The 14,196-nt window shown below is 61.5% G+C and carries 11 protein-coding genes and 1 pseudogene; 5 read left to right on the top strand and 7 right to left on the bottom strand.

What is annotated here, in order from left to right; genetic code table 11:
• Positions 1-399: 399 nt before the first annotated feature.
• The 4 genes from lhpI (at position 400) to EFQ99_RS13180 (ending at position 5,806) form a co-directional block, all read left to right on the top strand.
• Entirely contained in the window at positions 400-1,347 is a 948-nt protein-coding gene (gene lhpI / locus EFQ99_RS13165) for a bifunctional Delta(1)-pyrroline-2-carboxylate/Delta(1)-piperideine-2-carboxylate reductase (protein WP_126921478.1), read from the top strand.
• Positions 1,344-3,809: an ATP-dependent helicase HrpB gene (hrpB, locus tag EFQ99_RS13170; protein WP_126921479.1), complete on the top strand. Its 2,466-nt coding sequence runs from the start codon at positions 1,344-1,346 to the stop codon at positions 3,807-3,809. The genes lhpI and hrpB overlap by 4 nt, the downstream gene beginning before the upstream one ends.
• 23 nt (positions 3,810-3,832) lie before the next feature.
• Positions 3,833-5,161, top strand: a complete 1,329-nt coding sequence (locus EFQ99_RS13175) for an ActS/PrrB/RegB family redox-sensitive histidine kinase (protein ID WP_208722751.1) — start codon at positions 3,833-3,835, stop codon at positions 5,159-5,161.
• Positions 5,162-5,227: 66 nt separating this feature from the next.
• Positions 5,228-5,806, top strand: a complete 579-nt coding sequence (locus EFQ99_RS13180) for an ActR/PrrA/RegA family redox response regulator transcription factor (protein ID WP_126921480.1) — start codon at positions 5,228-5,230, stop codon at positions 5,804-5,806.
• A 12-nt stretch (positions 5,807-5,818) separates the two neighbouring features.
• Here EFQ99_RS13180 and EFQ99_RS13185 read toward each other — a convergent pair whose 3' ends face one another.
• Positions 5,819-6,313 carry an MmcB family DNA repair protein gene (locus EFQ99_RS13185; RefSeq protein ID WP_126921481.1) on the bottom strand — a complete coding sequence of 165 codons (495 nt, stop codon included), beginning with the start codon at positions 6,311-6,313 and terminating at the stop codon, positions 5,819-5,821.
• 179 nt (positions 6,314-6,492) lie between these two features.
• Between EFQ99_RS13185 and EFQ99_RS13190 the strand changes: the two genes are divergently transcribed.
• On the top strand, positions 6,493-7,176 hold the full coding sequence (locus tag EFQ99_RS13190; RefSeq protein WP_097617727.1) for a L,D-transpeptidase: 684 nt from the start codon (positions 6,493-6,495) through the stop codon (positions 7,174-7,176).
• A gap of 67 nt (positions 7,177-7,243) precedes the next feature.
• Here EFQ99_RS13190 and EFQ99_RS13195 read toward each other — a convergent pair whose 3' ends face one another.
• The 6 genes and pseudogenes from EFQ99_RS13195 to hslV form a co-directional block, all read right to left on the bottom strand.
• On the bottom strand, positions 7,244-9,415 hold the full coding sequence (locus tag EFQ99_RS13195) for a malate synthase G (RefSeq protein WP_126921482.1): 2,172 nt from the start codon (positions 9,413-9,415) through the stop codon (positions 7,244-7,246).
• Positions 9,416-9,499: 84 nt separating this feature from the next.
• Complete coding sequence (locus EFQ99_RS13200) at positions 9,500-10,912, bottom strand: cytochrome P450 (RefSeq protein WP_126921483.1); 1,413 nt, start codon at positions 10,910-10,912, stop codon at positions 9,500-9,502.
• Positions 10,913-10,960: 48 nt separating this feature from the next.
• Positions 10,961-11,908, bottom strand: coding sequence for a DUF1402 family protein (locus tag EFQ99_RS13205; RefSeq protein ID WP_126921484.1), 948 nt, complete (start codon positions 11,906-11,908; stop codon positions 10,961-10,963).
• Positions 11,909-12,095: 187 nt separating this feature from the next.
• Positions 12,096-13,403 (bottom strand): ATP-dependent protease ATPase subunit HslU, encoded by a 1,308-nt coding sequence (gene hslU, locus EFQ99_RS13210; RefSeq protein WP_126921485.1) that lies wholly within the window; start codon positions 13,401-13,403, stop codon positions 12,096-12,098.
• Positions 13,400-13,495, bottom strand: a pseudogene (locus tag EFQ99_RS13215) (GNAT family N-acetyltransferase); the annotation flags it as partial. The gene hslU and the pseudogene EFQ99_RS13215, both read right to left, overlap by 4 nt.
• 28 nt (positions 13,496-13,523) lie before the next feature.
• Positions 13,524-14,051 (bottom strand): ATP-dependent protease subunit HslV, encoded by a 528-nt coding sequence (hslV, locus tag EFQ99_RS13220; protein WP_126921486.1) that lies wholly within the window; start codon positions 14,049-14,051, stop codon positions 13,524-13,526.
• Positions 14,052-14,196: the final 145 nt, after the last annotated feature.

Genomic DNA, 14,196 nt, shown 5'->3' on the forward strand with positions numbered 1-14,196 from the left:
CGCTCCAAACTTCCGCCCAGAGCAACAAACCAGCAATCGCCAATCCGCTTGATTTCTTTAGAACGAGAAACTTCGTCGCCAGCAGCGCCGCCGCCCTCGTTCAGTGAGTGGGCTTATAGAACTAACCCACCGAAACAGTCAACACACCAAACCAAAGTTTTTTGACATTTTTGTAACAGGTTGAAAATCAAGGGTTTTTAGCGCCAACCTTCAAAAACGACCAAAATCTGCCGCCGATCGGGCGGTTTTGAGGATTCGTTTTTGCCAAATCCCGAAGAATGGGTTCAGCGATGGAGACAAGCCATATATGGGGAGCCTGAGCAGGAATTCCAGCCGGCTTGCCTAGGCTATGCCTCACTCGCTAGTTTGGCGGCGAAGAACGATCCGCTGGAGTAAAGAATGCTTGTCCTCGATGAAGAACAGACGCGTGCGGCCCTGCCCTGGCCGGAGCTAATCGAGGCGATCGCCGCCATGTTCCAGAGCGAATGCGTGATGCCGGTGCGCCATCACCACGAAATGGAAGTGCCGAACGAGGAGAGCGCCACACTGCTGCTGATGCCGGCCTGGGTTCCCGGACGCTATGCAGGGGTGAAGACGGTCTCGGTCTTTCCAGGCAATGTGCGGCGGGGTCTGCCGGCAATCTTCGGAACCTATCTGCTTTCCTCCGGCGCTACCGGCGAGATGCTTGCCGCCATCGACGGCGGCGAGTTGACGGCACGGCGAACGGCGGCGGCGTCCGCTCTGGCGGCCCGTCATCTCGCCCGCCCTGACGCAGAGGAGATGCTCGTCTGCGGAACCGGGCGGTTGTCGCTCAACCTAATGTTTGCCCATGGCACGACCCGACCAATCAAGAGGTACCGGGTCTGGGGGCGCAACAGAGAAGCGGCGGAGAAGATCGCGGCCGAAGCACGGGCGCACGGTCTTGATGCCGAGGCGGTCGCGGATGCGCAAGCCGCGGTGCGGACGGCCGATATCGTTTCCTGCGCTACGCTTTCGAGCGAACCGCTGATATCAGGCGAATGGTTGAAGCCCGGCGCGCATCTCGATCTCGTCGGCGCCTTCAAGCCAAGCATGCGCGAAAGCGACGACGAGGCCATCCGCCGTGCTTCGGTCTATGTCGACACCCGGGCCGGCGCCATCAGCGAGGCGGGCGATATCGTCCAGCCATTGAAAAGCGGCGTGCTGAAGGAAGGCGACATCAAGGCTGAGCTTGCGGAACTCGTCAGCGGTGCCCATGGCGGACGAAGCGATTACGCAGAAATCACGCTGTTCAAGTCGGTCGGCGCCGCACTCGAGGATCTCGCTGGAGCCATTCTTGCCTATGAGACAGTGACGGGCCGAAAGTGACGATCAGTGCATCACTGCCGGAACTTCCGGTTTCCCATATCCTGCCAGCCGTCGGTGTCGCCTTGGCCGAGCAGCGACGCGCCGTTCTTTCCGCACCGCCCGGCGCCGGCAAGACGACGCTGGTCCCGCTTTACCTGCTCGATCAGGCTTGGCGTGGCGACGGCAAGATCATCCTGCTGGAGCCGCGACGGCTTGCGGCGCGGGCAGCGGCAAGCCGGATGGCATCGTTGATCGGCGAACAGGTGGGCGAGACGATCGGCTACCGTATGCGCCTCGATAACCGGATTTCCGCAAGGACGCGGGTCGAAGTGGTGACCGAAGGGGTTTTCGCACGGATGATCCTCGACGATCCGGAACTGACCGGTGTCTCGGCCGTGCTCTTCGACGAATTCCATGAGCGGTCATTGGATGCCGATTTCGGGCTCGCGCTGGCGCTCGACGTCCAGTCGGCGCTGCGTGACGATCTGCGCATCCTCGTGATGTCGGCGACCCTCGACGTGGGGCGCGTGGCCAGCCTGCTCGATCATCCGCCTGTTATCGAAAGCCTGGGGCGCAGCTTTCCGATCGACATCCGCTACCAGGATCGGCCGGGCGGCGAACGCATCGAGGATGCGGTTACGCGGGCGATTATCAACGCGCATGCCGATGAGGACGGCTCGATCCTCGCCTTCCTGCCCGGCCAGGCCGAAATCACGCGGACCGTCGAGCGGCTGCAGGGACGATTCGGCCCCGAAACGCTGATTGCTCCGCTCTACGGCAATCTCAGCCAGAAAGAGCAGGATGCGGCGATCCGACCGGCGCTGAAGGGAACACGCAAGATCGTGCTCGCCACCTCGATCGCCGAAACGTCCATCACCATCGACGGCGTCAGGATCGTGATCGACAGCGGATTGCAGCGTCTGCCGGTCTTCGAGGCCTCGACCGGGATCACACGGCTCGAAACCGTGCGGGTGTCGCGAGCTTCCGCCGATCAGCGGGCGGGCCGCGCGGGACGAACGGAGCCCGGCATTGCATTGAGGCTTTGGCACCAGGGGCAGACGGCGGCACTGCCGGCTTTCACGCCGCCGCAGATCCTTTCCAGCGATCTCTCGGGGCTGGTGCTCGACCTCGCCCATTGGGGCGTTCAGGATCCGGCAGCACTTGCCTTCGTCGATCAGCCGCCGGAAACGACGCTGAGGGAAGCGCGGGCGCTGCTTAGTCAACTGGGCGCGCTCGACAAGGACGGCGCCCTGACGGCGCGCGGCAAGGTGATGCGCGATCTTGCCCTGCCGCCACGGCTTGCCGCCATGGTCGTATCATCGGGCGAATCGGGCCATGCCCGCGATGCGGCGATGATCGCCGTGCTTCTGACCGAACAGGGGCTCGGCGGAACAAGCGTCGATATCGAAGAGCGGCTGCGACGCTTCAAGGCCGAGCGGGGCGAAAGAGCCGAAGCCTCGCGACGGCTGGCGGGGCGGCTGGCCGCCGGCCTCGACACCGGCACTTCAGCATCGCCGGCGCTGGCTGGCCAGCTTCTGCTGCACGCATTCCCTGACCGAATCGCGCTTCAGCGCGGCGGGCGCGGGCGATTCGTGATGGCGAACGGGCGGGGGGCGGAGCTGCCGGAAACCGAGAGGCTGGCCGGCAGCCAGATGCTTGTCATTGCCGACTTGACCGGACGGGCGGCGCAGGCGCGGGTTCTGGCCGCGGCCGAAGTGACGCGCGCCGACGTCGAAGCCGAGCTACCCGGCGAAATCAGGACGGACGACCAGACATTCTTCGACCGGCAGAGCCGGCAGGTACGAGCGCGGCGAGCAACCCGGCTTGGCGCGATCGTCTTTGAGGAGACGCCCTTGCCGCGTCCTTCCGGAACCGCCGTCACCCAAGCACTGATGGAGGGGGTGCGCGAACTCGGGCTCGATCAGCTTGCCTTCTCGAAGGAGGCGCTGCAGCTACGCGACCGGATTGGATTCCTTTACCGGACGATCGGCGATCCTTGGCCCGACGTCAGCGACGCCGCCTTACTTTCCCGATTGGACGATTGGTTCGCACCCTTCCAGACGGAGGCCCGCAGCCTTTCGGAGATTTCGGCAGGCGGGCTTTCCAACGGGCTGATGTCCCTTGTGCCACACGAGTTGCAGCGCGATCTTAGCCGGCTTGCGCCGACGCATTTCGAGGCGCCGACCGGCCAGCGGCATCCGATCCAGTATGAGGGTGAGGAGCCGGTATTGACGATCCGCGTGCAGGAGCTGTTCGGGCTGAAGCAACACCCGGCGATTGCCGGAGGCCGCCTGCCGCTGCTCCTGGAACTGACCTCGCCGGCACACCGGCCGATCCAGACGACGCGCGACCTGCCGGGCTTCTGGGCCGGGTCGTGGAAGGATGTACGCGCCGAAATGCGCGGGCGCTATCCCCGACATCCGTGGCCGGAGCGGCCGGAAGAGGCGTTGCCGACGACACGGGCAAAGCCGCGTGGTACATGAGGGTCATTCAAGGAACCCCCGGCATGATCGACAAGCCTGGTATGATCGATAAGACGCAAAGCCACACGCTGGAAGACCGCCACAGCAGCCGGAGGCTGCGCCTGCAGACGCTGGTGCGTCTGCGCTGGCTCGCCGTCGGAGGGCAGGCGGTGACGGTGTTCATCGTCGCCTTCTGGCTGAAATTTCCCTTGCCGCTCATTGCAAGCTGTTCGCTGATCGCCGCCCTTGCGTGGGTGAACTTCTATCTGACGATTCGTTACCCGCCGACGCACCGGCTGGAGTCTCCGGCCGCCTTTGCGCTGCTCGGCTTCGATCTTCTGCAGCTCTGCGCCCTGCTCTTCATCACCGGTGGACTTGCCAATCCCTTCGCAGCCCTCGTCTGCGTGCCCGTCATCATATCGTTTGCGTCGCAGCCGATTCGTTACAGCACCGCGCTGATCTGCTTTGCGATGGTCTGCATCACGGTGCTTGCCTTTTCGCCCTTTCCGCTGCCCTGGTTCGACGGGGTCGAGATCAATGTGCACAATGTCATGCAGTTCGGCGTCTGGTGCTCGATCGCCTCGACGATGGCCTTTGCCGCCTTTTATGCCTACCGCGTCTCGATGGAGGCGAGCCAGCTTGCCGACGCGCTGGCGGCGACCGAACTGGTGCTGCAGCGGGAAAAACACCTTTCGCAGCTCGACGGGCTTGCCGCCGCCGCCGCTCACGAGCTCGGCACGCCGCTTGCGACGATCAGCGTCGTTGCCAAGGAAATGGAGCGGGAACTCAAGGACGACGACCGTTTCCGCGAAGACGTCATGCTGCTGCGCAGCCAGAGCGAACGCTGCCGTGACATTCTGCGGCGGCTGACGACGCTCTCCTCGGAGGGCGAGGCGCATATGCGCCGGTTGCCGCTGTCCTCGATGATCGAGGAGATCGTCGCGCCGCATCGGGAATTCGGCATAACGCTCGAGCTCATCGAAAAGAGCCCGCGCAAGAGCGAGCCGGTGACTGATCGCAATGCCGGCATCATGTACGGGCTCGGCAACCTCATCGAAAATGCCGTCGACTATGCCAGGGAGAAAGTGACCGTCACCGTCGAGCACGATCACGACAAGGTGCTGATCGTCATCGAGGACGACGGTAACGGTTACGCGCCCGACATTCTGACGCGAATCGGCGAACCCTATGTGACCAGACGGCAAAAGGAAGATACGGCCGGCGGCCTCGGGCTCGGGCTTTTCATCGCCAAGACGCTGCTGGAGCGCTCGGGCGCATCGCTTGTCTTCGAGAACCGCGACCCGGAAAGTGCCGGTGCCCGCATCCGCATCGAATGGCCGCGCATGCTGATCGACGCAAATTCGACAAAATGAGTTTATGGGCATAAGTAGAAATTGCGGTTGACCGAGATAGGCGCTCAGTCGCCAGGACCCGAGACGATGACAGAACAGAATCATGAAAATTTCGCCGTGTCGGATGAAGACCATATCGGTCCCGACGCCAGTCTGCTGATCGTCGACGACGACGGGCCGTTCCTGCGCCGTCTGGCGCGAGCCATGGAAACGCGGGGCTTCCAGGTGGAAACGGCCGAATCAGTGGCGGAGGGCGTTGCGAAATCGAAGGGCCGGCCGCCGAAATATGCGGTGGTCGATCTTCGGCTCGGCGACGGCAACGGGCTCGACGTCATCGAAGCGATCCGCCAGCGGCGCGATGACACCAGGATTATCGTGCTGACCGGCTATGGAAATATCGCAACGGCGGTAACCGCTGTGAAGCTCGGCGCGGTCGACTATCTTGCAAAGCCGGCCGATGCCGACGACGTCTTCTCGGCGCTGACGCAGCGCCCGGGCGAAAAGGCGGAACTTCCGGAAAATCCGATGTCAGCCGACCGTGTGCGCTGGGAACACATTCAGCGGGTCTATGAAATGTGCGAGCGCAACGTCTCCGAAACGGCGCGCCGGCTCAACATGCACCGGCGCACGCTGCAGCGTATCCTTGCCAAACGCGCGCCGAAATAAGCAGGCGCAGGATCAGACATCATCCGGATTGAACGGTTTTCCGTTCGCCCATTCGGCCATCATCAGCCTTTGGGCGGCGGCCCGCGAGAAATTGAGCGTGACCGATTTGCGCGTGGCAGCGGCCATGCGGTGTTCCGGCGCCTCGCGAATCATATGGGCGCCATAACCGTCCGAGAGGAAAAGCCCGCATTCCTCGGGAAAGATCTCGAGCGGTACATCCTGGTGGGTCGCAAAGAACAGGCGGTCGCAATGCAGCCTGTATTCCGGCCATTTGCGATCCACTCTGAAGTCCTCGATCGACGTCTTGATTTCGATGATCCAGACCTCGCCCTTTTCCGAAAGGGTGATCAAATCGGCACGACGGCCGCTGGCCAGCGGCAGTTCGGGCAGCACGGCATGGCGCATTTCATGCAGTAATATCTGCGTGCCCCGCCGCACCATCATGGCTCTGTCCGATTGCCGGCCATCGATTAACGGATTGTTATTGTAAACACTCAAAATCGTCATGGATAACCATCGCAGGGGCTGGCGTGTTGTTGCAAAAAAACCATGCGCTTCTAATTTGCGCGGCAGACGGATTTGTCGCGCTGCAGTAGCCTTGCAAAGCGCAAGTTAATCGAAAATAAACCATAATCAACGATGGTCGAAAGACCGTTCTCCTTGCCCCAAAACTTCAAGAGTCATCCATGCGCATCCGCAATGCTTTCCCTGTATTTGGCCTGCTGACGACGCTCGCACTGGCCGGTTGCTCCACGAGTTCCGACAGCGCGTCCGTTGACAACAAGGGCGCAGGCCCGACAGTACAGACGGCACAAATCTTCGATGACGCCTACGGCGTGACGAAGGATGCCGGATACTCGCTGCCGGCGATCCCGATCAGCCGGGTCAAGCCGCAGTTCCGCCGCCAGGTCGTCAACTACGAGACCACCGAGCGCCCCGGCACGATCATCGTCAATACGCGCGAGCGCTTCCTCTATTACATCCTCGCCAACGGCAAGGCGATGCGCTACGGCATCGGCGTCGGCAAGCAGGGCTTCGCATGGGCCGGCACCGCCTACGTCGCCTGGAAGCAGGAATGGCCGACCTGGCACCCGCCGAAGGAAATGGCCGTCCGCCGTCCCGATGTCGCCAAATATGTCGAAGACGGCATGGGCCCGGGTCTCAGCAATCCGCTCGGCGCACGCGCCATGTATCTCTTCAACGAGGACGGCAAGGATACGCTCTTCCGCCTGCACGGCACGCCGGAATGGGCTTCGATCGGCACTGCCGCTTCCTCGGGCTGCATTCGCCTGATGAATCAGGACGTCATCGATCTCTACAGCCGCGTCCGTCCCGGCAAGGGCACGTCCAAGGTCGTCGTCATTCAGTAAGCTAGATATCGAATTCGGTATAAAGAAGGCCGCCGGGACTGTCGTTCCGGCGGCCTTTTTGTATTCATCATACGGACTGCTTTGACTTCAGCTCGAGGCGGCGGCGGTGAAGCACCGGCTCGGTGTAGCCGTTCGGCTGCTCCCTGCCCTTCAGGACGAGATCGAGGGCGGCCTGGAAGGCGATCGAATCATCGAAATTGGCGGCCATCGGCTGATAGGCGGGGTCCGACGCGTTCTGCCGGTCGACCACGGCCGCCATGCGTCGCATCGTTTCGACGATCTGAGCCCCGGTGACCACCTTGTGGTGCAGCCAGTTCGCCATGTGCTGGGCCGAGATGCGCAATGTCGCGCGATCTTCCATCAGGCCAATATTGTTGATGTCGGGCACCTTCGAGCAGCCGACGCCGTGGTCGATCCAGCGCACGACATAACCGAGGATACCCTGGGCATTGTTGTCGAGCTCGCGCTGGATCTCCTCCGGTGTCCAGTTCGGCCGCACCGCAACCGGCACGGAGAGGATATCGGAGAGCTTGGCACGGGCGCGGTCCTTCAGGCCCTGCTGGACCCTGGCGACATTGACGCGGTGGTAGTGCGTGGCATGCAGGGTCGCTGCCGTCGGCGATGGCACCCAGGCGGTGTTGGCGCCGGCCTTCGGATGGGCGATCTTCTGTTCCAGCATCGCCGCCATCAGATCCGGCATCGCCCACATGCCCTTGCCGATCTGGGCATGGCCGGAGAGGCCGCATTCGAGGCCGATATCGACGTTCCAATTCTCATAGGCTGAAATCCAGGCCGCCTGGCGCATGTCGCCCTTGCGAATCATCGGACCGGCTTCCATCGAGGTGTGGATCTCGTCGCCGGTGCGATCGAGGAAGCCGGTATTGATGAAGACGACGCGCTCGCGGGCGGCGCGGATGCACTCCTTGAGATTGATGGTCGTGCGGCGCTCCTCATCCATGATGCCCATCTTGATGGTGTTGCGCGCCAGGCCAAGCGCATCTTCGACCCGCGAGAAGATCTCGACGGCGAAGGCAACCTCTTCAGGCCCATGCATCTTCGGCTTGACCACATATACGGAGCCGGCGCGGGAATTCTTCCGCCGGCCGGCCGGGCCGATATCATAAAGCGCGATCAGGCCGGTGATGACAGCATCCATGATGCCCTCAGGCACTTCGTTTCCGTCGCGGTCGAGGATCGCCGGATTGGTCATGAGGTGGCCGACATTGCGCACCAGCATCAACGAGCGGCGATGCAGCTCGAAGGCCGCACCGTCGGCACCGGTATAGTCCAGATCCGGATTGAGCTTGCGGATGAAGCTCGTTCCGGCCTTTGCCACTTCTTCCTGCAGATCGCCTTTCATCAGGCCGAGCCAATTGCGATAGACGGTGACCTTGTCCTCGGCATCGACAGCGGCAATCGAATCCTCACAGTCCATGATGGTCGTGATCGCCGATTCCAGCCAGACATCGGAAATATGAGCGGGATCGGCCTTACCGATCGTCGTGGCCGCATCGATGACGATTTCGATGTGAATGCCGTTGTTCTTCAGGAGAATATTCGTCGGAGTGGCGGCATCGCCGCGATAGCCGGCAAAATGGCGGCTATCCGTCAGCATTGCCAACTCGCCATCGACCGATCTGACGACGAGCGCTCCATCCTTGACGGCGAAACTTCCGACGTCCTTCCAGCGCAAGTCCTGCAGCGGCGCTGCGGTGTCGAGGAAATCGCGTACCCAGGCGATGACCTTGTCGCCGCGCTTCGGATTGTAGCCCTTGCCCTTTTCGGCGCCGTCGCTTTCGGAAATCGCGTCCGTGCCGTAGAGCGCATCATAGAGCGAGCCCCAGCGGGCATTGGCGGCGTTGAGCGCATAGCGGGCGTTCATTACAGGGACGACGAGCTGCGGGCCGGCGATCGAGGCGATCTCCGGGTCGACATTTTCGGTCGAAACCTGGAAGTCCGATCCCTCAGGCAGGAGATAGCCGATTTCGCGGAGGAAGGACTGGTATTCGTCCATATCCGAGGGCGCACCATGCCGGCGATACCAGTCGTCGATCTTGACCTGCAGTTCGTCGCGTTTTGCCAGCAGCGCGCGATTCTTTGGAGCAAGATCGTGGACGATCGCCGAAAAATCGGCAAAGAACTTGTCCGCATCGACCGCCAGACCCGGCAATACCTCCTTGACGAGGAAATCGTGAAGGACGGCTTCGATGGCAAGACCGTTCTTATCAACGCGGCTCATGTGAGATTCTCCCTGGCAATGACTTGAATGCTGCCACTTTGCCCGGCTTTCATTCATAGTCAATTCCGCAATAATTCGAAAGATTTATGCCTTTCGGGAAATTATACGCCGCGTCACGCGCATCGGAAGTCCGTTCTGCGGCTGTGTCGTCAGTTTCTGCACCGGCCAGGGATTCGTCTGATCGGTGGAATCGAAGCGATAGCGGCCCATCAGGACGGCAAGGGCTATCACCGCCTCCTGAAGCGCAAAGGTCGCGCCGATACAGACACGCGGACCGGCGCCGAAAGGCAGGAACTGGAAGCGTCCGATGGAGCCGCGATTTTCCGGCAGGAAGCGTTCGGGCATATAGGCGCGCGGCCTGTCCCAGTGAAGTTCATGGCGATGCAGCGTCCAGGGCATGATGAGCACCGTCACACCGGTCTCGATCTCGACCCGCTCGCCCTTGGCGCTCGTCCAGGAATCATCCGATATGGCGGCGCGGTTGATGGATGGAGCCGGCGGGTAGAGGCGCAAAGTCTCCTCGAAGGCAGCGCGCGTCTGCGGCATCATATCCAGCCATTCCACAGGTTCGGCCTCGGTGGCGAGCACCCCGTCGATTTCTTGTTCCATCGCCTCGCGGATATGCGGGCTGTTCGATACGCAATATAGCGTCCAGGCCAAGGCTCGGGCTGTGGTCTCATGCCCCGCGCCGATGAAGGTCAGAATATTGTCTTCGATCTCTTCCTTCGTCAGCCCGTCAGGGCCAGCCTGCTCAAGGAGCAGCGTCAGGAAATCCTCGGGCGCCGTGCTGCGATCCGTCTTCATCTTCGCGAGCCGCATATCCATCGTGTCCCGCACGATGGCCCTGAATTTCTCCAGCACCTTCTGGCCGCCGATGCGTGTCACACGTGGAACCCAGGACGGAGCGCGCATCAGATCCATCGGATCGATGCGGCCCATGCGATGCAGGAGTTCATTGACATCGTCTGCGAAATGACCGCTCGAGGTGACGATTTCACCTGAAAACAAAGTGTCCGCGAGAATTGCGAAGGTCAGCTCGGTCATATCAGTACTGATGTCGAAAATTGCGCCTGCCTCGCCTGTGCCCTCATATTTGCGGACATAGTCCTCGGACTGGCGCAGCATCTGGCCGGCGAAGCCTTGGGCATGGCGGGGCGTGAAAACAGGCGCCACCGCCTTGCGCGATCTCTTCCAGACAGGACCTTCGGCTGTCAGAAGGCCGTCGCGCAGGATCGGACGCAGAACGAGCTGGCGAATATCCGACATGCGGTAGTTATTGGCATTGTCGACCAGCACATGCTTGATGAGGCCGGGATCGTTGACGATCAGTGTCCTCTGACCGAAGAATCTGGTGTGGATCCAGGGCAGCGTATAGGACGGCTCGCCCCAGAGTTCGAGCGGGTTACGCAGGATGATGCGGATGATTTCCAACCGGCTCGGCGGCGTGGTGCGCGGCAGCGGTGCCGGCGGAACGAAGGGATCAGGACGCATGTCCATCGTCAAAGCCTTTCGGGGAAGATCGGCGCCTTCCCGGCAAGCTTGAAGCTAGAGCAGGCCCTTGAGTTCGTCCAGCTTGTCGTTGATCAGCCAGCCGTAATAATTCTCCTCGGGCCAGACGGTCGCGCCGCCGGAGCGGTTCTTCGCAGCCAGGGCAGCGGCGCGCTGACGTGAGTTGCCGACATTATAAAGCGTCGCGGTCAGGCCGGGATTGCCCGAAATATCCATGCCGGCAATCTCTTTATAATCGTCGATCGACCTGCGGATCGAGGCCGCGACGAAGGCGAGCGAAATGTCGGGATCCATGATGGACTTGTAGACGGCGCCGGCATTCTTCTCGTTCAGCTTCGGATAGCCCGACACGCGGGCCACGAGATCGGAGAGCATCAGCGCCGTCAGCGGATTGACCTGACCGAGACCGAAAGTCTGACCGGCATAGAAGGGCTGGAAGAAGACCGCGCTAAAACGGTTGTTGGGGAAGCTCTCGCCGCCCACGGTCTTGCCGCGGAAATCGCTTTCCCAGACATCTTCCCGGCAGGACCAGAGCGTGTAGGAATCGGTCTTGCCCTTGCATGCGGCAAATTGCGGCCGTGCCACGAAATCGTCGACGTTTTCACCGTCATAGGCGAAGCGGAAGCTTTCTCCGGCATAGGAGGCGGCCTTGACGTAATAGGCCTGCAGCCGGTCGTAGGCATCGACATTATAGGTATGTTCGCCGACGATCGCGCCGACGACGTGGATGGGGTTGATGCCGTAGGCGCTGGAGACCTTGCGGATCTTGGCCATCAGCTCGTGATCGCTCGCGAGAAGATCGTGGACTTTCTCGTATTTCACATCGAAGCTGCTCTTGGTGCCTTTGGTGCGCCTGACAGAAGCCCCCGGAATATCGGGTTGCTCGGCGTTGCGGTTGCCCGCCGGCACCGTCTGCATTGCGAAGGCAGGCGCCGAATTCACCAGGGCAACGGCAATCATAAGGCTTGTCAAAAGGCGTCGCACGATCCGCTATCCCGTCCGTTCATCGTCCTGTTCGCGATGCGGCTGACTGGACCAGAATCTTGGCCGAATAAAGCCGGAGCGGAAAACAAAACGGGCCTTCACTAAAAAGTAAAAGGCCCGCTGTCGAGAGAGAGTTCGCCACAATCCGGTCTTCACATCGGGAAAGACTTAGACCGGTGCGCCGATATCACAGAATGAAGCGCGAAAGATCGGTATTCTGCGCGAGATCGCCGACATGTTCGCGGACATAAGCAGCATCGATCGTCACGGCCGTCCCGCCCCGATCCGGCGCGTTATAGGAGATATCGTCCAGCACCCGCTCCATCACCGTCTGCAGACGGCGTGCGCCGATATTCTCGACGGAGGAATTCAGATGCACGGCGACATCGGCAAGCGCGTCGATCGCGTCGTCGGTGAATTCGAGGCTCAAGCTTTCTGTCTCCATCAGCGCCCGGTACTGGCGGATGAGGCTTGCTTCCGTCTCGGTGAGGATCCGGCGGAAATCCTCCTTGTTCAGCGGACGCAATTCGACACGGATCGGCAGGCGGCCCTGCAGTTCCGGCAAAAGGTCCGAAGGCTTGGAGACATGGAAAGCTCCAGAGGCGATGAAAAGGATATGGTCTGTTTTGACAGGCCCGTATTTGGTCGAGACCGTCGTGCCTTCGACAAGCGGCAGGAGGTCGCGCTGGACGCCTTCACGCGAAACGCCGGCGCCCATGCCGCCGTCACGAGCGGCGATCTTGTCGATTTCGTCGAGGAAGACGATACCGTCATTCTCGGTGGAGCGAACGGCCTCGCGCTGGATCACCTCGTTGTCGATCAGCTTGTCGGATTCGTCACGGATCAGATCTGTGTAGGAAGCCTTGACCGTCGTGCGGACCTTCTTGGTCCGGCCGCCCATCGCCTTGCCGAACATTTCCGACAGGTTCAACACGCCGATATTGGCGCCGGGCATGCCCGGAATTTCAAAGCCGCCCATGCCGGAACCGGCATCGGCCACCTCGATATCGATTTCCTTGTCGTCGAGTTCACCGTCCCTCAGCTTCTTGCGGAAGTTTTCGCGGGTGGCAGGCGATGCTGTCGTGCCGACCAGCGCATCGAGAACGCGCTCCTCGGCGCTCACATGCGCCTTGGCCTGCACTTCGGCCCGCTTCTTCTCGCGCACCAGGCCGATGCCGACTTCTACCAGATCGCGGATGATCTGCTCGACATCGCGGCCGACATAGCCGACCTCGGTGAATTTGGTGGCTTCGACCTTGATGAAGGGCGCGCCGGCGAGTTTTGCCAGACGGCGGGAAATCTCGGTCTTGCCGACGCCGGTCGGGCCGATCATCAGGATGTTCTTCGGCATGACTTCGTCGCGCAGGCTCGGATCGAGCTGCTGGCGGCGCCAGCGGTTGCGCAGCGCGATCGCAACGGCGCGCTTGGCGTCATGCTGGCCGATGATGTAACGGTCGAGTTCGGAAACGATCTCGCGGGGGGAAAAGGTCGTCATTGGGTGTTATTCTCCTGGCGGTCCAGGGCGATCAGCAGCGCCCGGCCGTAATTCGTCGTTGTTTCGCCAAGTCCTTGAGAGCCTGCCTCGGTTCGGCGGAACGGCCGCAAGGCATAGAGCTCAGCCTTCGACATCCAGCGATTCCACCACGATATTGTGGTTGGTGTAGACGCAGATGTCGGCGGCGATATCGAGGGCGCGGCGAGCGATCTCTTCGGCCGATTTGTCGGTATCCATGAGCGCGCGGGCGGCCGCGAAGGCATAATTACCGCCCGAACCGATCGCCGTCGTGCCATGTTCAGGCTCCAGAACGTCGCCGTTGCCGGTGATCGCCAGCGTAATCGACTTGTCGGCGACGAGCATCATCGCTTCGAGATTACGCAGGTATTTGTCGGTACGCCAGTCCTTGGCGAGTTCGACGGCGGCGCGCATCAGCTGGCCGGGATATTGCTCCAGCTTCTTTTCGAGCCTTTCGAGCAGCGTAAAGGCATCGGCGGTGGCGCCGGCGAAACCGGCGACAACTTCGCCCTTGCCGATACGGCGCACCTTGCGGGCATTGCCCTTCATGACGGTCTGGCCGAGGCTCACCTGGCCGTCGCCCGCCATCACTACCTTGCCGCCTTTTCGAACTGTAATGATTGTTGTCATAAAACACCTGTCTGCCCATGACGCGGGCCGTTCTTCCAGGCCGCATACCGGCCTTGTTGAACCCTATGTAAGTGGGCCGGAGCCGATTGCAAATGGGCCGGCTTTTCTCTTCCCCGGCTTCTGGATATTTCCCGATGCGCCTGAT

The organism is Rhizobium vallis, from assembly GCF_003985155.1.
Classification (GTDB): Bacteria; Pseudomonadota; Alphaproteobacteria; order Rhizobiales; family Rhizobiaceae; genus Rhizobium; species Rhizobium vallis.